The organism is Neptunomonas sp. (genome assembly GCF_016744175.1).
Lineage (GTDB): Bacteria > Pseudomonadota > Gammaproteobacteria > Pseudomonadales > Balneatricaceae > Neptunomonas.
In genome coordinates this window covers 16,947-37,751 of record NZ_JADGEV010000040.1, presented here as the reverse complement: position 1 = coordinate 37,751, position 20,805 = coordinate 16,947, and the positions used below count along the sequence as shown (strand labels likewise).

The 20,805-nt window shown below is 44.7% G+C and carries 17 protein-coding genes and 2 tRNA genes; 18 read left to right on the top strand and 1 reads right to left on the bottom strand.

What is annotated here, in order from left to right:
* The first annotated feature begins 391 nt into the window (after positions 1 to 391).
* The 3 genes from carA to greA are packed head-to-tail and all read left to right on the top strand — an operon-like array spanning position 392 to position 5,268.
* On the top strand, positions 392 to 1,528 hold the full coding sequence (gene carA / locus QZZ55_RS15655; RefSeq protein WP_293268356.1) for a glutamine-hydrolyzing carbamoyl-phosphate synthase small subunit: 1,137 nt from the start codon (positions 392 to 394) through the stop codon (positions 1,526 to 1,528).
* A gap of 46 nt (positions 1,529 to 1,574) precedes the next feature.
* Entirely contained in the window at positions 1,575 to 4,781 is a 3,207-nt protein-coding gene (gene carB, locus QZZ55_RS15650; RefSeq protein WP_293268355.1) for a carbamoyl-phosphate synthase large subunit, read from the top strand.
* Positions 4,782 to 4,791: 10 nt separating this feature from the next.
* Positions 4,792 to 5,268 carry a transcription elongation factor GreA gene (gene greA, locus QZZ55_RS15645; RefSeq protein ID WP_293268354.1) on the top strand — a complete coding sequence of 159 codons (477 nt, stop codon included), beginning with the start codon at positions 4,792 to 4,794 and terminating at the stop codon, positions 5,266 to 5,268.
* 30 nt (positions 5,269 to 5,298) lie between these two features.
* Here the strand turns inward: greA and QZZ55_RS15640 are convergent, their stop codons facing one another.
* On the bottom strand, positions 5,299 to 5,601 hold the full coding sequence (locus tag QZZ55_RS15640) for a YhbY family RNA-binding protein (RefSeq protein ID WP_293268353.1): 303 nt from the start codon (positions 5,599 to 5,601) through the stop codon (positions 5,299 to 5,301).
* Positions 5,602 to 5,696: 95 nt separating this feature from the next.
* Here QZZ55_RS15640 and rlmE point away from each other — a divergent pair, with 95 nt between their 5' ends.
* The 15 genes from rlmE (at position 5,697) to pnp (ending at position 20,786) form a co-directional block, all read left to right on the top strand.
* Positions 5,697 to 6,314 (top strand): 23S rRNA (uridine(2552)-2'-O)-methyltransferase RlmE, encoded by a 618-nt coding sequence (rlmE, locus tag QZZ55_RS15635; RefSeq protein WP_293268352.1) that lies wholly within the window; start codon positions 5,697 to 5,699, stop codon positions 6,312 to 6,314.
* 85 nt (positions 6,315 to 6,399) lie between these two features.
* A complete protein-coding gene (ftsH, locus tag QZZ55_RS15630) occupies positions 6,400 to 8,382 on the top strand; it encodes an ATP-dependent zinc metalloprotease FtsH (protein ID WP_293268351.1) in 1,983 nt (660 codons plus the stop codon).
* A gap of 65 nt (positions 8,383 to 8,447) precedes the next feature.
* Positions 8,448 to 9,311: a dihydropteroate synthase gene (gene folP, locus QZZ55_RS15625; RefSeq protein ID WP_293268350.1), complete on the top strand. Its 864-nt coding sequence runs from the start codon at positions 8,448 to 8,450 to the stop codon at positions 9,309 to 9,311.
* Complete coding sequence (gene glmM / locus QZZ55_RS15620) at positions 9,304 to 10,659, top strand: phosphoglucosamine mutase (RefSeq protein WP_293268349.1); 1,356 nt, start codon at positions 9,304 to 9,306, stop codon at positions 10,657 to 10,659. The genes folP and glmM overlap by 8 nt, the downstream gene beginning before the upstream one ends.
* Before the next feature lie 38 nt (positions 10,660 to 10,697).
* A complete protein-coding gene (tpiA, locus tag QZZ55_RS15615; RefSeq protein ID WP_293268348.1) occupies positions 10,698 to 11,459 on the top strand; it encodes a triose-phosphate isomerase in 762 nt (253 codons plus the stop codon).
* 5 nt (positions 11,460 to 11,464) lie between these two features.
* The gene (gene secG, locus QZZ55_RS15610; RefSeq protein WP_293268347.1) at positions 11,465 to 11,824 is read left to right on the top strand and encodes a preprotein translocase subunit SecG; all 360 of its coding nucleotides are present in this window, start codon (positions 11,465 to 11,467) and stop codon (positions 11,822 to 11,824) included.
* A 16-nt stretch (positions 11,825 to 11,840) separates the two neighbouring features.
* Positions 11,841 to 11,926: transfer RNA gene (locus QZZ55_RS15605), tRNA-Leu, on the top strand.
* A gap of 50 nt (positions 11,927 to 11,976) precedes the next feature.
* A tRNA-Met gene (locus QZZ55_RS15600) sits at positions 11,977 to 12,053 on the top strand.
* A 123-nt stretch (positions 12,054 to 12,176) separates the two neighbouring features.
* On the top strand, positions 12,177 to 12,632 hold the full coding sequence (gene rimP, locus QZZ55_RS15595) for a ribosome maturation factor RimP (protein WP_293268346.1): 456 nt from the start codon (positions 12,177 to 12,179) through the stop codon (positions 12,630 to 12,632).
* Positions 12,633 to 12,663: 31 nt separating this feature from the next.
* Positions 12,664 to 14,154: a transcription termination factor NusA gene (gene nusA / locus QZZ55_RS15590; RefSeq protein WP_293268345.1), complete on the top strand. Its 1,491-nt coding sequence runs from the start codon at positions 12,664 to 12,666 to the stop codon at positions 14,152 to 14,154.
* Positions 14,155 to 14,177: 23 nt separating this feature from the next.
* Entirely contained in the window at positions 14,178 to 16,721 is a 2,544-nt protein-coding gene (infB, locus tag QZZ55_RS15585) for a translation initiation factor IF-2 (RefSeq protein WP_293268344.1), read from the top strand.
* A 9-nt stretch (positions 16,722 to 16,730) separates the two neighbouring features.
* Entirely contained in the window at positions 16,731 to 17,126 is a 396-nt protein-coding gene (gene rbfA / locus QZZ55_RS15580; RefSeq protein ID WP_293268342.1) for a 30S ribosome-binding factor RbfA, read from the top strand.
* A gap of 3 nt (positions 17,127 to 17,129) precedes the next feature.
* Complete coding sequence (gene truB, locus QZZ55_RS15575) at positions 17,130 to 18,080, top strand: tRNA pseudouridine(55) synthase TruB (protein WP_293268341.1); 951 nt, start codon at positions 17,130 to 17,132, stop codon at positions 18,078 to 18,080.
* A gap of 127 nt (positions 18,081 to 18,207) precedes the next feature.
* Complete coding sequence (rpsO, locus tag QZZ55_RS15570; RefSeq protein WP_293268339.1) at positions 18,208 to 18,474, top strand: 30S ribosomal protein S15; 267 nt, start codon at positions 18,208 to 18,210, stop codon at positions 18,472 to 18,474.
* Positions 18,475 to 18,680: 206 nt separating this feature from the next.
* On the top strand, positions 18,681 to 20,786 hold the full coding sequence (pnp, locus tag QZZ55_RS15565) for a polyribonucleotide nucleotidyltransferase (RefSeq protein WP_293268338.1): 2,106 nt from the start codon (positions 18,681 to 18,683) through the stop codon (positions 20,784 to 20,786).
* Positions 20,787 to 20,805 lie beyond the last annotated feature (19 nt).

The following is a 20,805-nucleotide window of genomic DNA, read 5'->3' as shown; positions in this document are numbered from 1 at the left end:
ATGGTAGTGTGGGGTCTCCCCATGTGAGAGTAGGTCATCGCCAAGCTTTTAATAGAGAACCCTGATCACTTCGTGATCAGGGTTTTTTTATGTCTGGAAGGTACATGTGAAGCTGGGTTATAAAAGATAAAATACGTTTTGCTAGCATGTCATTATCTTAACCTTGAACTTTGAATGCACTTTATATTTTGTAAGTTTCTTGGGCTAAGGAGAAGAAGTCTTTTTAAGCCAGCATGGACAGCGCTTAATGGATCGACTAGAATACCGCCGTTTACCTGCAATATGTGGGGAACACCAAGAATTCCGGTTTTAAAGCGAGGTTGCACCTCGTTTTTTTTCAGGTGTCATATTTAGTTTTCTGTAAATTCGCAACGCACGCGGGGAGGTTCAATTGACAAGACCAGCCATTCTGGCCCTTGAAGACGGCAGTATTTTCAGGGGTATTGCTATTGGAGCGGACGGTCAATCTAGTGGTGAAGTTGTTTTCAACACATCAATGACCGGCTATCAAGAAATTCTGACAGATCCTTCCTATTGCAGACAAATAGTGACATTAACGTATCCACATGTTGGTAATGTTGGCACGAATGATGAGGATGAAGAATCAGCTAATACATGGGTATCTGGGTTAGTAATCCGTGACTTACCACTTGTAGCGAGTAATTTTAGAAGCCAGAAAACTCTAGATCAATATTTGAAAGACCACAACATTGTCGGAATTGCTGATATTGACACGCGTCGTTTAACACGTATTCTTCGTGAAAAAGGCTGTCTCAACGGCTGCATTATGGCTGGTGCTGTAGATGAAGAGTCTGCATTAACACAAGCAAAGGCATTTCCTGGTTTAAAAGGTATGGACTTAGCTAAAGAAGTTAGTGTTTCGGAGAAGTACGAGTGGAACTCATCTACTTGGCAGTTAGGTAAAGGCCATCAAGAAAAGGACTCTACCACTCAGCCGTATCATGTTGTTGCTTATGATTTTGGTGTGAAGCGCAATATCTTACGAATGTTGGTAGAAAGGGGCTGTCGAGTAACCGTTGTTCCTGCACAGACACCCGCATCAGAAGTGCTTGGTTTATCTCCCGACGGTGTATTTTTGTCCAATGGTCCTGGTGATCCTGAACCTTGCGATTATGCTATTTCTGCTATTCAGGATATATGTAAAACAGATGTGCCTGTTTTTGGGATCTGTCTTGGTCATCAGCTGTTGGCTTTAGCCTCAGGTGCGAAAACTGTCAAAATGAAGTTTGGTCATCACGGTGCGAATCATCCAGTACAGGATCTCGACACTACACGAGTAATGATAACCAGCCAGAACCACGGCTTTGCAGTGGACGAAACAAGTTTGCCTGATACGATTCGTGCGACTCATAAGTCTCTATTTGATCAATCTCTTCAAGGGATTGAGCGTACAGACCGTACAGCGTTTAGCTTTCAGGGGCATCCTGAGGCGAGCCCTGGTCCACGTGATGTAGCACCTCTGTTTGATCGTTTCATAACAGAGATGAGAAAAAGAAAACACGCCTGATTGATGTGATAATCAGCTAAGTAATTAGATTCGACCGGTTTATACAATGCCAAAACGCACAGATATAAAAAGTATACTGATTTTAGGAGCTGGGCCGATTATTATCGGTCAAGCATGTGAGTTCGATTACTCTGGTGCGCAAGCGTGTAAAGCTCTGCGTGAAGAAGGCTATCGAGTTATTTTGGTTAACTCCAATCCTGCAACCATTATGACTGATCCAGTAATGGCCGATGCAACATATATCGAGCCTGTTACTTGGGAAACGGTTGCCAAGATTATTGAGAAAGAACGCCCAGATGCATTGTTACCGACTATGGGTGGACAAACAGCACTGAACTGCGCTTTAGATCTTGAGCGCGAAGGAGTTTTGGTCAAGTTTGGTGTTGAAATGATCGGAGCAAATGCTGATACCATCGATAAGGCAGAAGACCGCTCTCGTTTTGATAAAGCGATGAAAAAAATTGGTCTGGAATGTCCTCGTGCAGCCATTGCCCACAGCATCGAAGAAGCTCAGCAAGTTCAGGCTCAGCTTGGCTTTCCATGCATTATTCGCCCGTCGTTTACGATGGGAGGTAGCGGCGGCGGTATTGCCTATAACATGGAAGAGTTTCTTGAAATCTGTGAACGAGGATTGGATCTTTCACCAACTAATGAGCTATTGATCGATGAATCGTTGATCGGTTGGAAAGAATATGAGATGGAGGTTGTTCGTGATAAAAACGATAACTGCATCATCATCTGTGCAATTGAAAACTTTGATGCAATGGGTGTGCATACTGGCGATTCTATTACCGTTGCCCCTGCTCAGACATTAACGGATAAAGAATATCAGATCATGCGAGATGCCTCTTTGGCAGTGCTGCGTGAGATCGGTGTTGAAACGGGTGGATCTAACGTGCAATTTGGCGTTAATCCGGAAGATGGCCGTATGGTTGTCATCGAGATGAATCCACGCGTTTCTCGCTCTTCAGCTTTGGCATCAAAGGCGACGGGCTTCCCTATTGCAAAAGTGGCTGCTAAATTAGCTATCGGCTATACACTGGATGAGCTACAGAATGATATTACTGGGGGAGCGACCCCAGCGTCTTTCGAGCCGGCTATTGATTATGTTGTTACGAAGATTCCTCGTTTCACATTTGAAAAATTCCCGCAAGCTAATGACCGACTTACCACTCAGATGAAATCTGTCGGTGAAGTAATGGCTATTGGCCGTACACAACAAGAGTCTTTGCAAAAAGCCATTCGTGGCCTTGAGGTTGGCGCTACAGGTTTTGACCCTATCGTTGACCTCGATAGTGAAGATGCGCGTTCTGATATCGTTCGAGAAATGAAGCAGCCTGGCGCAGAGCGCCTTTGGTATCTAGGTGATGCGTTCCGTATGGGTATGACAGTTGAAGAGCTGTACAGCATTTCTGGTATTGATCCGTGGTTCTTGGTGCAGATTGAAGACCTTATTCAAGACGAACAGCGCGTTTCAAAAATGGCGTTGACTGAGCTTGATACAGACAAAGTCTACCGTTTGAAGCGTAAGGGCTTCTCTGATGCGCGTTTAGCGACGCTCTTAGGTGTAAGTGAGAAACAGTTCCGTAAACATCGTCATAATTTGAATATTCGTCCCGTCTTTAAGCGCGTAGATACTTGCGCAGCTGAGTTCGCGACTGATACTGCTTACATGTATTCAACTTATGAAGAAGAGTGTGAAGCTAATCCATCGGATCGTGAAAAAATCATGGTTATTGGTGGCGGCCCTAACCGTATCGGCCAAGGTATTGAGTTTGATTATTGCTGTGTACATGCAGCACTTGCCGCGCGTGAAGCTGGCTATGAAACTATTATGGTTAACTGTAATCCAGAAACTGTATCTACCGACTACGATACATCCGACCGTCTATTCTTTGAGCCAATTACGCTTGAAGATGTGTTGGAAATTGTCCATGTAGAGAAACCTAAAGGCGTTATTGTTCAGTTTGGTGGTCAAACACCGTTAAAACTTGCAGTAGCTCTGGAGCAAGCCGGTGTGCCTATTATAGGTACGTCTCCTGAAGCAATTGATCGCGCTGAAGACCGTGAGCAGTTCCAGCAAATGTTGCAGCGTCTTGGTTTGAAGCAGCCTGAAAATTCAACTGTTCGCTCGCTTGAGCAAGCGGTTATTGAAGCAGAAAAAATTGGTTACCCTCTGGTTGTTCGCCCTTCTTATGTATTGGGTGGCCGGGCAATGGAGATTGTTTATAAAGAATCTGAGTTACGTCGTTACATGAAAGAAGCCGTTCAGGTTTCTAATGAGGCGCCAGTACTGCTTGATCACTTCCTAAATGCAGCTATTGAAGTAGATATAGATGCTATATGTGACGGCGAAACAGTCGTTATTGGTGCGATTATGCAGCATATTGAACAGGCAGGTGTGCATTCTGGCGACTCTGCTTGCTCATTTCCTCCTTACAACCTTCCTAAAGATGTTCAGGATGAGATGCGTGATCAAGTTAAGAGAATGGCACTTGAGTTAGGTGTTGTTGGCTTGATGAATACACAGTTAGCATATCAGGATGGTGAGATTTATGTGATTGAGGTAAACCCTCGTGCATCCCGAACAGTTCCTTTTGTATCTAAGTGTATCGGTGTTTCTTTAGCTAAGGTGGCTGCTTTAGTCATGATTGGTAAAAAGCTCTCAGAGACCGGTTTTACAGAAGAAATAGTTCCTGAATACTTCCATGTGAAAGAAGCTGTGTTCCCGTTTAATAAGTTTCAAGGCGTTGATCCTGTTCTTTCTCCTGAGATGAAGTCTACGGGTGAAGTAATGGGGACCGGAGAAACTTTCGGTGAAGCATTTATGAAAGCCATGATTGGTGCTGGTGAGAAAATGCCGCAGTCAGGAAAAGCTTTTATCTCTGTACGTAATGTTGATAAAGAAGGTGCAGTGCCTGTTGCTAAGTCAATGCTTGCTCTTGGCTTCTCGCTAGTGGCTACTGGCGGTACGGCGGCTTTCTTGAAAGATCATGGTTTACCTGTTGATGTTGTCAATAAGGTGACCGAAGGTCGTCCAAACATTATTGATATGATAAAGAATGGCGACATTGCTTATGTTGTGAATACCACCGAAGGCCGTAAAGCAACAGCTGATTCGGCGGAAATTCGTCGTAGTGCGTTACAGCATAAGGTCCCTTACACTACAACTCTTGCCGGAGCAGAAGCGGTGACTATGGCGCTTGAGTATGGTGAAGAGAAAGTAGTTCGACGTTTACAAGATTTGCATTGAGGACTAATGAATGAGTCGTGTTCCTATGACAGTGGGTGGCGAAAAAGCACTTCGTGAAGAGCTTGTTACCCTTAAAACTGCTGATCGCCCTCGTGTTATTCAGGCGATAGCTGATGCGCGCGAGCATGGTGATTTAAAAGAAAATGCTGAGTACCATGCTGCACGTGAAGAGCAGGGTTTCATTGAGGGGCGTATCCAAGAGTTGGAAAGTAAGCTATCACAATCGCAAGTAATTGACGTGACAGCGATTCCACCTTCAGGGAAAGTGATCTTTGGAACGACGGTTGTTATTATTAACTGTGATTCTGATGAGAGTGTGCGTTATCAGATCGTTGGTGATGATGAGGCTGATATTAAAATTGGTAAGCTGTCAGTTAACTCACCAATTGCTCGTGGTTTGATTGGTAAATCTGAAGGTGATGTGGCCGGTATTCAAACACCTAACGGTATTGTTGAATATGAGATAGAAGAAGTGCTTCATCTTTAATAAAAAAGCCGCCTTTATGGGCGGCTTTTTTTAACGTAAAAGGTTAGACAGTTTGGGGTTTGGCTGCAGTGCAGGACGATAAATTAAGGCGATATTACCAATCTCCTGAATAACAGTGGCCTCAACGATAGTGCAAAGCTCTTTAATCAATTGCTTTTTCACGTCTCTGTCGCCAACCGCGAACTTCACTTTAATAAGCTCGTGGTCTTCAAGTGCTCTATCAACCTCCAATTGAATGTTTTCTGTCATCCCTTTTCCTGCGATGGTCACAAGCGGATTCAGACTATGACCAATGGTGCGGTATTGTTTCTTTTGCTCGGGTGTCAGGCTCATACTAAAATAGACATCTCATTTGGGGTGGCTGGGCCACATTTAAAAAGTATATTCTACCTGAGACAAGCTCAGCGTAAAACTGTAGAGAAGAATTAGTGGCTAGATCAAAAACTAGTAAAGCTTGGCTTAAGGAACATTTTGACGATTCGTACGTCAAACTTGCTAAAGAGAAAGGCTATCGATCCCGTGCAAGCTTCAAGCTGTTGGACATACAGGATAAGGACCTGCTTTTTAAAAAAGGCATGACGGTGGTTGATTTAGGGGCGGCTCCTGGTGGCTGGTCACAAATTGCAGCTGACCTCGTGGGAGATAATGGCCGTGTTGTGGCATCTGATATTCTTCCTATGGATTCGTTGGCGGGTGTAGAATTTGTTCAGGGGGACTTTACAGAAGAGTCTGTGCTTAATGAAATCCTCGCTGTTATGGATGGGGAGTTAGCAGACCTTGTAATTTCTGATATGGCCCCCAATATGAGTGGTATGAACTCTATTGATCAACCGGCTGCTATGTATTTAGTGGAATTAGCGCTTGAGATGGCAAAAGATGTTCTAAAACCCAAAGGCAATTTTGTAGCGAAAGTGTTTCAGGGTGAAGGTTTTGACCAGTACTTGATGGATGTTCGTGCGAATTTTGATCGTGTGGTTACGCGTAAACCTGATTCTTCACGCGCAAGGTCGCGAGAGGTTTATATAATCGGGCGAGGTTTTAAATGAGTTTTATTAGTCAAAGTATCTAAACTGTTGTAGTTTACCTGATGCTTTGTGACGCTATTAAATTGAGGGTTGTCTTTTGAACGATATGGCAAAGAATCTGGTTCTCTGGTTGGTTATTGCGGCAGTCTTGTTGACGGTCTTCAATAATTTCAACGCCGAAAGAGATCCGGGCCGTGTAACTTATTCGGATTTTGTAACTGAAGTCCAGTCTGATCGAGTCTCTAAAGTAGTGATCGACGGATATACTATTTATGGCCAGCGGAGTAATGGTGATTCTTTTCAGACAATTCGCCCTGCTTTACAGGATCCTAAGTTAGTTGATGATTTACTTTCACATAATGTAATTGTTGAAGGTAAGCAGCCCGAGCAGCAAAGTGTTTGGACGCAGTTATTAGTTGCGTCATTCCCGATACTGATTATTATCGCAATATTCATGTTCTTTATGCGTCAAATGCAGGGTGGAGGCGGCAAAGGCGGCCCGATGTCTTTTGGTAAATCAAAAGCACGCATGATGAGTGAAGATCAAATAAAGACTACATTTGATGATGTCGCTGGCGTTGAAGAAGCAAAAGCAGAAGTTGCTGAGCTTGTTGAATATTTACGCGATCCTGGCAAGTTTCAACGTTTGGGGGGGCATATTCCGCGTGGAGTATTGATGGCTGGTAGCCCTGGTACGGGTAAAACTTTACTAGCAAAAGCGATTGCTGGTGAAGCGAAAGTGCCTTTTTTCTCAATTTCGGGTTCTGATTTTGTTGAAATGTTTGTTGGTGTGGGTGCGTCACGTGTTCGTGACATGTTCGAGCAAGCAAAAAAGCATGCCCCATGCATTATTTTCATTGATGAAATTGATGCTGTTGGACGTAGCCGTGGCGTGGGTATGGGCGGCGGAAATGATGAGCGTGAGCAAACGTTAAACCAGCTGCTAGTTGAAATGGATGGTTTTGAAGGAACCGAAGGCGTTATCGTTATTGCAGCGACTAACCGTCCTGATGTATTAGACCCGGCATTGTTACGTCCAGGTCGTTTTGACCGTCAAGTGCATGTTAGCTTACCTGACATTCGCGGTCGTGAGCAAATTCTAAAAGTACATATGCGTAAAGTGCCTACAGCTGATGACGTTAAGCCAGAATTGATTGCGCGTGGGACACCTGGTTTCTCTGGTGCGGATCTTGCTAACTTAGTTAATGAAGCGGCTCTGTTTGCTGCTCGTGATAGCCGTCGTACAGTAGGAATGGAGCAATTCGAAAAAGCTAAAGATAAAATCATGATGGGCGCCGAGCGCAAATCTATGGTTATGTCTTATAAAGAGCGCTTGAATACTGCTTATCATGAGTCAGGTCACGCTATTGTTGGCCGTTTGATGCCTGAGCATGATCCTGTATACAAAGTTTCTATTATTCCTCGCGGTCGTGCTTTAGGTGTAACTATGTTTTTACCTGAAGAAGACCGATACAGTCATAGTCGATCAACGATTATCTCTAACATTTGCTCCCTTTATGGTGGTCGAATTGCAGAAGAGCTGACATTGGGTAAAGATGGAGTGACCACGGGCGCTTCTAATGATATTCAGCGTGCAACATCGATGGCTAGAAATATGGTGACAAAATGGGGCCTGTCTGAAGAATTGGGACCATTGTTGTACGATGATGAAGGTGACGACCCATTCGGTCGAGGCTATGGTCAGGGGGCTAAGCCGCTAGCTGAAGATACGCAGCGCCGTATTGATGCAGAAGTACGTAAAATTATTGATGAGTGCTATCAGCAGGCCACAGGCCTTCTGGAAGCCAACCGCGATATACTTGAAAGCATGACGCAGGCATTAATGAAATACGAAACCATCAATAGTGACCAGATTGGTGAGTTGATGGCACGTGGGGAGGTTACACCACCAGAAGGCTGGGTTGATGATAGTGATTTACCTGCCGCTGGAAGTGATTCAGATGGTCCTGTTTTAGAAAAGGCAGAAAAAGATGACGCTCCAGTAGTTGATGATCCTGAAAGTGAAACTCCAGAGCTTGATAAGAAAGACGAGTCGGGTGACGCAGATGAAGATGGAAAAACTGTTTAAGCTTAACTGATCTAAAATAAGCCGGATGTGTATCACATCCGGCTTTTTTATATGTAGGTAAAATAATGGCTATTTTACAGTGTGGGTCACGGGCGCTAGACCTTCAGTATGTGCAAGTAATGGGCATTTTAAATGTCACCCCAGACTCTTTCTCTGATGGTGGTGACCTGTTTAAGCACAATGAGTTATCTGTTGAGGATGCATTGTTGCGTGCTACTCAGATGGTGAAAGACGGCGCTTCCATCATCGATGTTGGTGGCGAGTCGACTCGTCCAGGTGCAAAAAAGGTCACATTGCAAGAAGAGCTCGATCGAGTGCTCCCTGTTGTAGAGGTCATATCAAAAGAGTTAGATGTCGTCATTTCCGTTGATACCAGTCAGCCTGAAGTCATAAACAATGCAGCACAATTAGGTGCGGGTATTATTAATGATGTGAGAGCACTGAGTATTCCTGGAGCGTTGGCAGCGGCAGCTGAGTCGAAATTACCCATTTGTCTAATGCATATGAAAGGTTCTCCGCAAGATATGCAGGATGCACCCGTCTATACTAATGTCATTGATGAGGTGTCTGCGTTTTTTCATGAGCGTATTAAAGCATGTGCAGAAGAGGGTATAACTTTAGATCGGCTACTGCTGGATCCGGGATTTGGCTTCGGTAAAACACTTGAGCATAACTTAACATTGTTGAACCGCTTGGATGAGTTGCATGGATTTTCTTTGCCTCTTCTTATAGGTACTTCACGAAAAAGTATGATTGCTGGAGTGCTAGATCGTGATGTTGATCAGCGGCTGTCGGGTGGTTTAGCTACCATTGCTATTGGCGTTATGAAAGGTGCAAAAATTGTTCGTGTCCATGATGTATTAGAGTCAGCAGATGTTGTGCGTATGACGGAAGCGGTTTTGCGTGAAAGAGGAGATTGGTGTGAGTAAAAGGTATTTTGGTACAGATGGTATTCGTGGTCGTGTCGGACAGTTTCCGATTACTCCTGACTTTATGCTTAAGTTGGGCTGGGCTGCGGGTAAAGTATTTGCTCGTGACGGGCGTAGTAAGATCCTGATAGGTAAAGATACGAGAATTTCAGGGTATATGTTTGAGTCCGCATTAGAGGCGGGGCTTTCTGCCGCAGGTGTTGATGTCTTGCTTACCGGGCCAATGCCAACACCGGCAATTGCTTATTTGACAAGAACCTTCCAGGCCAATGCCGGTATTGTGATATCTGCATCCCATAATGCTTATGGAGATAATGGTATTAAGTTCTTTTCAGCCGAGGGAACTAAGCTTCCAGATGAAATAGAACATGCGATCGAAGCTCAAATGGATCTAGTGATGACTACGGTTGACTCCGCTAGTCTTGGTAAGGCTAGACGTATAGAAGACGCACCAGGTAGATATATAGAATTTTGTAAATCGTCAGTCCCTGTAGGTTTTAATTTATCGGGACTTAAGATCGTTTTGGATTGTGCTAACGGAGCAACCTACCATGTTGCTCCTGCTGTTTTATCAGAGCTTGGTGCTAACGTTATTGAAGTAGCTTCATCCCCTGATGGATTGAATATAAATGAAGCGTGTGGTGCGACAGCTCCGCAACGTTTGCAAAAAGTTGTTGTTGCTGAAAAAGCAGATCTTGGTATTGCTTTGGATGGGGATGGTGATCGCCTCATGATGGTGGACCATCTTGGTGAAGTTATCGACGGTGATGAAGCGCTCTTTATCATAGCGGAGAGGATGCATCAGCGTGGGGTCTTGCAGGGTGGAGTTGTTGGTACCTTAATGAGCAACTTCGGTTTGGAGCAATCGTTGGCTAAGCTTGATATCCCTTTTGTGCGAGCTAATGTTGGTGATCGCTATGTAATGGCGTTGTTGGCAGAAAATGATTGGGTCTTGGGCGGAGAGAGTTCGGGGCATGTTGTATGTCGTCACCTGACTTCAACAGGAGATGGCACCATTTCAGCGCTTCAGGTGTTACGAGCAATGCTTGAATCAGGCAAGAATTTGCATGATTTGAAAAAAGGCATGCATAAAATGCCGCAAGTAATGATTAATGTTCGCACCACTGCAAAAGTAGATATTCGTAGTGTCGAATCTATCCAGCAGGCAGTAAAAGATGTAGAGGCGCAGCTTGGTGATTCTGGCAGAGTGTTGTTACGCCCGTCGGGAACCGAGCCGCTAGTTCGAGTGATGCTGGAAGGTGAAGATAAAGAGTTTATTCAAAAACTCTGTGAAGAGTTGGCGAAAGAGGTAGGAAAAGCACTTGAAGCGCTTGTCAGTCACGAGTAACTCGGTTAATATTTGCGCCTCTTTTATGGGGGATGGCGATGCGTGACTTAATTGTCGCTGGAAATTGGAAAATGAATGGCTCTCAACAGTTTGTTGATGAGATGTTGTCAGCGCTTAATCAGGTTGATTTTTCTGAATCTATAAAGGCTGTCGTTTTCCCGCCTTCTGTCTATTTGTATGAAGCGATTCAGCAAGCTAAAACAGTAAAAGTTGGCGCGCAGAACTTTTTTCATGAAAAGTCCGGCGCTTATACCGGCGAGTTGTCTGCATCGATGTTATCTGATGTCGGTTGCGAGTATGTGATTTTAGGACACTCGGAAAGGCGTGCGATATTTTGTGAAGATGACAACTTAGTAGCAAAAAAAGTTGTTGCTACGTTAGGTAGTCGTCTCACTCCTATTCTTTGTGTTGGTGAAACACTCGAGGATAGGGAAGGTGGTGGATACTCTGATGTTATAGCTACTCAGGTAAAAGCGGGTTTGAGTCTGTTAAGTGCAGATCAAATTTCTAATGTAGTTATTGCGTATGAGCCTGTCTGGGCAATTGGCACCGGTAAAACGGCTTCTCCATTGCAGGCGCAGGAAGTACATAAGCTGATTCGTGACTTGGTTACAGAGTTGGCAGGTAAAGAAGTATCGGTGAATATGTCGGTACTGTATGGCGGCAGTGTTAATGCTGCTAATGCGCAGGAGCTTTTCTCTCAGCCAGATATTGATGGCGGTCTTGTTGGAGGAGCTTCATTGAAGGTCGATGAATTTTTAGCTATCTGCAGTGCGGCTGCAGAAGTGCTTAAACGGTAGGTAATATGGAAACTCTGGTTCTTGCTGCTCATGTTGTTCTTGCTGCTGGTATTATTGCTCTGGTGTTATTGCAACAGGGTAAAGGTGCTGAGGCCGGTGCTGCATTTGGTAGTGGCGCATCCCAGACAGTTTTTGGTAGTCAGGGGTCGGGTAATTTTTTAAGTCGTATGACGGCTGTGCTTGCAACAGGCTTGTTTGCAACAAGCTTTGTCTTGGCAGTTTATGCTAAACAACAAGCTACCTCTGTTGGGGATGCGGGTATCCCTACAGTTGAGACAGTGCTAGAAGAGCAATCTACGTTGCCTGTTTTAGATGAGCCTAAGATTGAAGTGCCAGTTGAGACGGATATTCCAAAGGCGAATTAGGTAGTAAAAGAGTTAAGCCCAAGTGGTGGAATTGGTAGACACGCTATCTTGAGGGGGTAGTGGCTTATGGCTGTGCCGGTTCGAGTCCGGCCTTGGGCACCATATGTTTGCAAAGGGAGTATGTTATATATATAATATGCGCCTGTTTCTGATGCGGGGTGGAGCAGTCTGGTAGCTCGTCGGGCTCATAACCCGAAGGTCGTTGGTTCAAATCCGGCCCCCGCTACCATATTTTTGAAATAGCCCCTTTTTAGGGGCTTTTTCGTAAGTATGGTTAAGTTTGATTTCGCAGAAATGGGTCTTATAAAGACCCATTTTTTATTTCTGCTTTACGAAAGTTAGAGGTTAGTGGGTGTCAGCAAAGCTGAAATTATTAGAAGAGATGTTGAAACCCATAGTTGAGTCACTTGACTGTCAGCTATGGGGTATTGATCACATTTCACAGGGTAAACACAGCACCTTACGTGTCTATATAGAGCGAGAGGAAGGTGTTTCTGTGGATGATTGCGCGGCAGTGAGCCATCAAATCAGTGGAATACTCGATGTAGAAGACCCTATTAGCGGTGTTTATACATTAGAAGTGTCTTCCCCTGGGATGGATAGGCCGTTATTTACATTGGATCAATTCAGTGCCTTTGCAGGAAGCAAAGTTCAAATTCGTCTTCGCGTACCATTTGATGGAAGACGAAACTTTAAAGGGATCTTAAATGGCATTGAAGGTGAAGATATTCTGCTGGTTGTGGACGATGAAGAGTTTTTGTTACCGATTGATTTAATCGATCGGGCTCAGGTTATTCCGCAGTTTTAACGATACATTCGGGGATTGGCGAGGCAGTAGCATGAATAAAGAGATTCTACTGGTTGCAGAAGCAGTATCGAACGAAAAAGACGTCCCAAAAGATGTTATTTTTGAAGCGATTGAACTGGCATTGGCAACAGCGACTAAAAAACGTTTTGATGAAGAGGCTGACGTAATTGTCATCATAGACCGCACTACCGGCGGTTATGATACGTTTCGTAGCTGGAAAGTAGTCAGTAACGATGATGTGCCTTTGTTAGGCACAGAATTAACTATGGAAGAAGCAGAGGAGATCGACTCTAAACTGCAGCCAGGTGATATTCATAAAGAACAAATTGAATCTGTTGCGTTTGGGCGCATTGCTGCACAAACGGCTAAACAGGTTATCGTACAAAAGGTACGTGAAGCAGAACGAGCAAAAGTTGTAGATCTTTATCGTGACCGTCTTGGTGAGCTGATTTCAGCGAGCGTGAAGAAAGTTACGCGCGATAACATTATCGTTGATCTAGGTAACAATGCAGAAGCATTGTTGCCACGTGACAATGTTTTGCCTCGTGAAGTGTTCCGTATGGGCGACCGAGTTCGCGCAGTTTTGACAGAAGTACGTGCTGAAGGACGTGGTCCTCAGTTAGTGCTGAGTCGTGCGTGTCCGGAAATGCTGATAGAGCTTTTCAAGATTGAAGTGCCTGAGATTTCTGAGCAAGTAATTGAAATCAGAGCGGCAGCAAGAGACCTTGGGTCACGTGCAAAAATCGCAGTGAAAACTAACGATGGTCGTATAGATCCAGTCGGTGCCTGTGTTGGTATGCGTGGTGCGCGTGTTCAGGCCGTATCTAATGAATTAGGTGGTGAGCGTGTTGATATTATCCTCTGGGATGATAATCCTGCGCAGTTGGTAATTAATGCCATGTCACCTGCTGAAGTTGCTTCTATTGTTGTTGATGAAGAAACGCATTCAATGGATGTTGCTGTAGCGCAAGAATCGCTTGCAATGGCTATTGGCCGAAGTGGCCAGAACGTTCGATTAGCATCAGAGCTCACCGGTTGGGAACTGAATGTCATGACAGTTGAGGCCGCTGAAGAAAAACAGCAGTCTGAAATGGGTTCTGTCATGGAGGTTTTGATGAAGCATCTAGATCTTGATGAAGATGTTGCGTCAGTGCTAGTTGAAGAAGGATTTACCACCTTGGAAGAGGTGGCTTATGTGCCAGTCGATGAGATGTTAGAAATTGACGGCTTTGATGAAGATTTAGTGAATGAGCTTCGTACTCGAGCGAAAGACGCACTGCTGAATATAGCTCTAGCGAGTGAAGAACAGCTCGAGAAATCCGAACCAGCAGCAGATCTGCTGGAAATGGAAGGTATGGATCGCCATTTGGCTTTCCTGCTTGCGGCTAATGGCGTGATTACCATGGAAGATTTAGCAGAGCAATCTGTTGAAGAACTTCTAGATATTGAAGGTATGAACGAAGAAAAGGCTGCAGAGTTGATCATGACCGCGCGAGCGCCATGGTTTGCGGATGAAGTCTAATTCAGCGGAGGAGATATACCAATATGGCAGAAGTCACTGTTAAACAACTTGCCGGTGTGGTTGGTGTTCCCGTTGAGCGTTTATTAGCGCAAATGCAGGAAGCGGGAATCGCAGGTAAAAAAGATGAGTCTCTAGTGTCGGAAACTGAAAGACAGACACTCTTGAACCATCTTAAAAGATCACATGGTGAAGAAGACGAAAATGTTGCTTCACCTAAAAAAATTACATTGAAGCGCTCTACTACTTCTCAATTAAAAGTAGCTGGCGCGTCAGGTAAGAAAAAAACGGTTAATGTAGAAGTGCGCAAAACACGTACTTATGTCAAACGTACAGATGTAGAAGGCGATGCAACAGAGTCTGATAAGGCTGCTGCTGAAGAAGCCGCACGTTTGGATGCCGAGCGCTTGAAGCTAGAGCAGGAAACGGCAGCTAAAGAAGCAGAGGTTAAAGCGAAAGCTGAAGCTGATGCTAAAGCTGCTGCAGTAGCTAAACCTGATGCCGTTGCTGTTGCTAAACCAGCGACTAAGCCTCAGGAAGCTGCTAAGCCAGCGCCTAAGGCAGCTCCAAGACCTGCTGCGGCTCCTAAGCCAGCAGCAAAAGCTGCTCCTTCGCAGGATGACAAGAAAAAGTCATTCAGAGGTGAAGATAAAAAACCAGCTAAAGCATCTCATGGCCGCAATTCACGTGGTGGCAGTGATGCAAAAGGCGCTCGTCGTGGCGGTAAACTTTCACGTAATAACATGAAGGGTCGCGCTAAAACTGCTCATCAGTTGGATAATGCGCATGGATTTACAGAGCCGCAGGCTCCGAAAGTTCATGACGTTGCTGTACCTGAAAGTATTACTGTTGCTGAGCTGGCCAAGAAAATGTCAGTGAAAGCGGCTGAAGTCATCAAGGTTATGTTTAAAATGGGCGCTATGGCGACTATTAACCAGGTGATTGACCAAGATACAGCGGTACTGGTTGTTGAAGAGATGGGTCACGTTGCTAAGCCAATGGCTGAAAATGCCATCGAAGAAGCTTTGATGGAAAGCATTCAGCAGTCGCAAGGCGAGCTACATAGCCGCGCACCTATCGTGACGGTTATGGGACATGTTGACCATGGTAAAACATCGTTACTTGACTCTATTCGTCGTACGCGTGTTGCCGCTGGTGAGTCTGGTGGTATTACCCAGCATATCGGTGCATATCACGTAGAAACAGACAACGGTATGGTTACTTTCTTGGATACCCCAGGACATGCTGCTTTTACAGCGATGCGTGCACGTGGTGCCAAACTGACTGATATCGTTATCCTTGTTGTTGCTGCTGATGATGGTGTTATGCCTCAGACAGAAGAAGCCGTTCAGCATGCTAAAGCTGCGGGCGTGCCTCTAGTTATTGCCGTCAACAAAATGGATAAAGAAGACGCCGATCCTGATCGTGTTAAAAACGAATTGGCTCAGCGCGATGTTATCCCAGAAGATTGGGGTGGCGATGTACAGTTCATTCCTGTATCTGCAAAAACAGGTGAAGGTATCGACGCCTTGTTAGAAGCTGTATTGCTGCAAGCCGAAGTATTAGAGCTTAAAGCGGTAAACAGCGCACCTGGTCAAGGTGTAGTTGTTGAGTCTCGTCTTGATAAAGGACGTGGTCCGGTTGCTACCTTGCTTGTACAAAATGGTACCTTGAGAAAAGGCGATATTGTTCTGGCGGGTCTGCACTATGGCCGTATCAGAGCAATGATGGATGAGAATGGCAAGCCAGTTGAAGAAGCAGGCCCTGCCATTCCTGTTGAGATCCAAGGTCTTGATGGAACGCCAGGAGCCGGTGATGAGTTCACTGTTGTTTCTAACGAGAAGAAAGCGCGCGAAGTTGCTCTATTCCGTCAAGGGAAATACCGTGACATCAAACTAGCGCGTCAGCATGCGTCTAAGCTTGAAAACCTGTTTGCAAATATGGAAGCCGGCGATGTTAAGAACTTAAACATTGTTCTTAAAGCTGATGTGAGGGGTTCTTTGGAGGCGTTAACGAACGCACTTGAAGAGCTTTCTACTGATGAAGTAAAAGTTGTTATAGTTTCTAGCGGTGTCGGTGGTATTTCTGAAACAGAAGCCAACCTTGCACTGGCATCATCCGCATTAGTTGTTGGTTTCAACGTACGTGCAGATGCTCAGGCTAAGGCGATTATTTCTCGCGAAGGCATACAGCTGCGTTACTACAGTGTCATCTATAACATCATTGATGATGTTAAGCAGGCAATGACAGGCTTGTTGTCACCTGAGTTCCGTGAAGAAATTGTCGGTATTGCTGAAGTACGTGATGTCTTCCGTTCGCCTAAGCTGGGTCTAGTAGCTGGTTGTATGGTGACTGAAGGTACAGTGTTCCGTAATAAGCGTATTCGTGTATTGCGTGAAAACGTTGTTATCTACGAAGGTGAGCTGGAGTCACTACGTCGCTTTAAGGACATCGTGAGCGAAGTTCGTCAGGGTATGGAATGTGGTATCGGTGTGAAAAACTATAATGACGTTAAAGTTGGCGACCAGATCGAAGTATTCTCGGTTGTTGAAGTTCAACGCACATTGTAACGGAGTAGTATGGCACGCGAATTTAGTCGTACTCAAAGAATCGCTGACCAGATGCAACGAGATCTGGCTCAGTTGATTCAATTTGAAGTCAAAGATCCACGTATGGGGATGGTGACTATCAGCTATGTTAAGGTTGCAAAAGACCTAGGCTTTGCTGATGTATATATCACTGTTTTCCCTCTGGGAGAGCAAACTCAAGAGGACGCTATTAAGTGTTCTCTTGAAGTGCTGCGTAATGCAGCAGGTTTTCTCAGGCATGAGCTGTCACATAAAATACAGCTACGTGTGATGCCGCAGTTACGTTTTCACTTTGATAAAAGTGTGGAACGTGGCCGCCATATACATAGTCTTATAGAGAAAGCTTCTCGCGAAATTCGTGAGAAGAATGACTCAGAAGAGGATTAAGTAGTGGGTCGGCGACATAAAGGCCGTCCAGTGGACGGCATTTTTCTGCTTGATAAACCGCAGGGTGTAAGTTCCAATTATGTCCTGCAAGGTGTGAAGCGCATTTATGGTGCCGCGAAAGCGGGGCATACCGGTGCGCTTGATCCGTTAGCGACGGGTATGCTTCCTCTTACTTTTGGAGAAGCCACCAAATTCTCTCAGTTTCTTCTAAATGCTGATAAGCGCTATCAAACTACTGCAAAACTAGGTATCAGAACGGATAGCAGTGATGCAGATGGTCAGGTAGTTGCAACAGCCGATATCGGAGAGCATGTTACACGTGAGCTGATTCAATCTTTGCTTGAAGAGCATTTTACCGGTGAGATTGAGCAAGTTCCTTCGATGTTCTCTGCCTTGAAACATAATGGGCAGCCTTTGTATAAGTTAGCTAGACAAGGCATTACTGTTGAAGTTAAACGACGACAAGTTACGATTTTAAATATTGAAATTCTCGACTTCCGTGGTGACGAGATTGATCTGGATATACGTTGCACTAAAGGCACCTATATTCGCTCGATAGTAGAAGATTTAGGCTTGTATCTTGGTTGTGGTGCGCACGTAAAAGTATTGCGCCGTTTAGATTCAGGGCCCTATCAAGCTCACAGCATGATTACCTTAGAGCAACTGCAAAAAATAGCTGCTCCAATGACGCCTGATGAGCCTCCAGAAAGCATACAAAAGCGCTTAGATGCGCTATTATTAGCGCCGTGGTCAGCAATTGAGGACACTCCTCTCATTGAGCTGGAAGCAGAGCAGTGTGCACGTGTGCTAAATGGCATTGTCATTAACCTCGAGATTGCTCCCCAGCCGCTTGTAAGAATACAAGAAAAAGATACTGGGAAATTTCTTGGTATTGGCGAGATAACACAGGAAGGCCAGTTAGTTTCAAGACGCTTAATGTCGACAAATAACTAGTGTTCCTTAAAACGTTTGCATGCCTGATGGCAGTAAATGATGGCGATGAACTGATAATATGCTCGGTTCACCGTGTCCTACAATCCGACAGCAGAAGCTGTCCGCATATTAGATTGGAGCAAAATAGATGTTAACAGCTGAACAGAAAGCGCAGATCGTAACAGATTACGGCCGTAGCGAAGGTGATACAGGTTCTACAGAAGTACAGGTTGCTTTGCTAACTGCAAACATCGAGACTCTGCAGGGACATTTCAAGTCTCACAAGCATGACCACCATTCACGTCGTGGTCTGATTCGCATGGTAAACCAACGTCGTAAATTGCTTGATTACTTGAAAAAGAACGATGCTGATCGTTATTTGACTGTAATTGGCCGTTTGGGTCTGCGTCGCTAAGACTGTTTTTCCAAAGGCCATACACTGTATGGCCTTTGTTTTGTCCGCCTGTTAAAAAGAGAACGTTTTCAACCAGCCTGTACTCATTTGTGCTCCATCAATTATTTGTAGTTTTGATAGAGTGCAAATGAGTACTGGCCTTAAGATGGTATGGAATTCGATTTCTCTCTGACAGGCATTTGTTTATTAAACGAGAGGTTATATTCGTGCAAGCGATTACAAAGACATTTGATTTCGGTGGCCAACAGGTCACATTAGAAACAGGCCGTGTTGCTCGTCAAGCAACAGGTGCTGTATTAGTAACGATGGGTGATATCCAGGTTTTATGTACTGTTGTTGGTGCTAAAGAAGCCAAAGAAGGTCAGGGTTTCTTCCCTCTGTCCGTTCATTATATCGAAAAAACGTATGCTGTTGGTAAAATCCCGGGTGGATTCTTCAAACGTGAAGCACGTCCGTCAGAGAAAGAAACTCTAACTTCACGCTTGATTGACCGCCCGATTCGTCCGCTGTTTCCAAAAGGCTACATGAATGAAGTACAGGTTATCTGTACGGTTATGTCTGCTGACAAAAACAATGATCCAGATATCGCAGCAATGATCGGTACTTCTGCTGCTCTGTCTATCTCTGGTATCCCATTTGTTGGACCAGTAGGTGGCGCACGTGTTGGTTTCACTGAAGAGCAGGGCTATATCCTTAACCCTACTTATGAGCAGATTGCTGAGTCTGAACTAGACATGGTTGTTGCTGGTACTACTGATGCAGTCTTGATGGTTGAATCAGAAGCAAAAGAATTGACTGAAGATGAGATGCTGGGTGCAGTTCTTTTTGCTCACACTGAAATGCAAGTTGTGATTAATGCAATCAGTGAATTGAAAGCAGAAGCTGGTAAGCCTACATGGGATTGGCAGCCTGCAGTCAAAAATGAGACTCTGATTGCACAAGTAAATACGTTGGTTGGTCAGGGTATCTCTGATGCATACCAAGTGGCTGACAAAATGCAGCGCCAGGCAACACTTAATGACTTGCGTAACAAAGCAGTAGGTGAGTTATCTGGTACTGATGAAGGCAAGCCTTCGGATAAAGAAGTTTCGGGTGTAGTTAGTGCGGTTGAGAAAACGATTGTTCGTCAGCGTATCGTTGATGGGTCGCCACGTATAGATGGTCGTGATACAAAAACAGTTCGCCCAATCAACGTTGAAGTTGATATTTTGAAAGGTGCTCACGGTTCTTCGTTATTCACTCGTGGTGAAACACAGTCTATCGTGACATGTACACTTGGTACTTCACGTGACCAGCAGTTTATTGATGCACTTGAAGGTGAGCGTAAAGATCCGTTCATGCTGCACTATAACTTCCCTCCATATTCTGTAGGTGAAGCGGGCCGTATTGGTTCAACTGGCCGTCGTGAAATTGGTCACGGTCGTCTAGCTCGTCGTGGTATCGCAGCTATGTTGCCATCACAGGAAGAATTTCCGTACACCATTCGTGTTGTATCTGAGATTACAGAATCTAACGGTTCTAGCTCAATGGCGTCTGTATGTGGCGCTTCTCTTGCGATGATGGATGCAGGTGTTCCGTTGAAAGCACCGGTAGCCGGTATTGCGATGGGTCTTGTAAAAGAAGGCGAAAAATTCGCTATCTTGACTGATATCTTGGGTGATGAAGATCACCTAGGTGATATGGACTTTAAAGTAGCAGGTACTGAGCAAGGTATTACTGCACTTCAGATGGACATTAAAATTACCGGTATCACTGAAGAGATTATGGAAATTGCACTGGAGCAAGCGCTGCATGCACGTACCCATATCTTGAAAGAGATGGCTAAAGTAATTGGTTATGCTCGTCCAGAGCTACCAGATAATGCGCCAGCGATGACTCAATTGAAAATCAACCCTGAGAAGATTCGTGATGTTATCGGTAAAGGTGGAGCGACTATTCGTGCTCTAACCGAAGAAACCGGTGCGATGATTGATATCGAAGATGATGGTACTGTTCGTATTTATGCAGCTGATAAAGCAGCGGCTAAAGCAGCGACAGATAAAGTTATCGAAATTACTGCTGAGGCTGAAGTAGGCAAAATCTACGAAGGTAAAGTGGTGCGCTTGGAAGAGTTCGGTGCATTCGTAAACATCTTGCCGGGTAAAGATGGTTTGGTACATATTTCTCAGATTGATAATAAGCGTGTTGAGAAAGTAACAGATTACGTGAAAATGGATGACATCATTAAAGTTAAGGTGTTAGAAGTTGATATGCGCGGTCGTATTAAGCTGTCAATGAAAGACCTAGTTCAAGACGAGTCTGTAGAAGGCTAAGCTGTTCTAGTTTGATAAA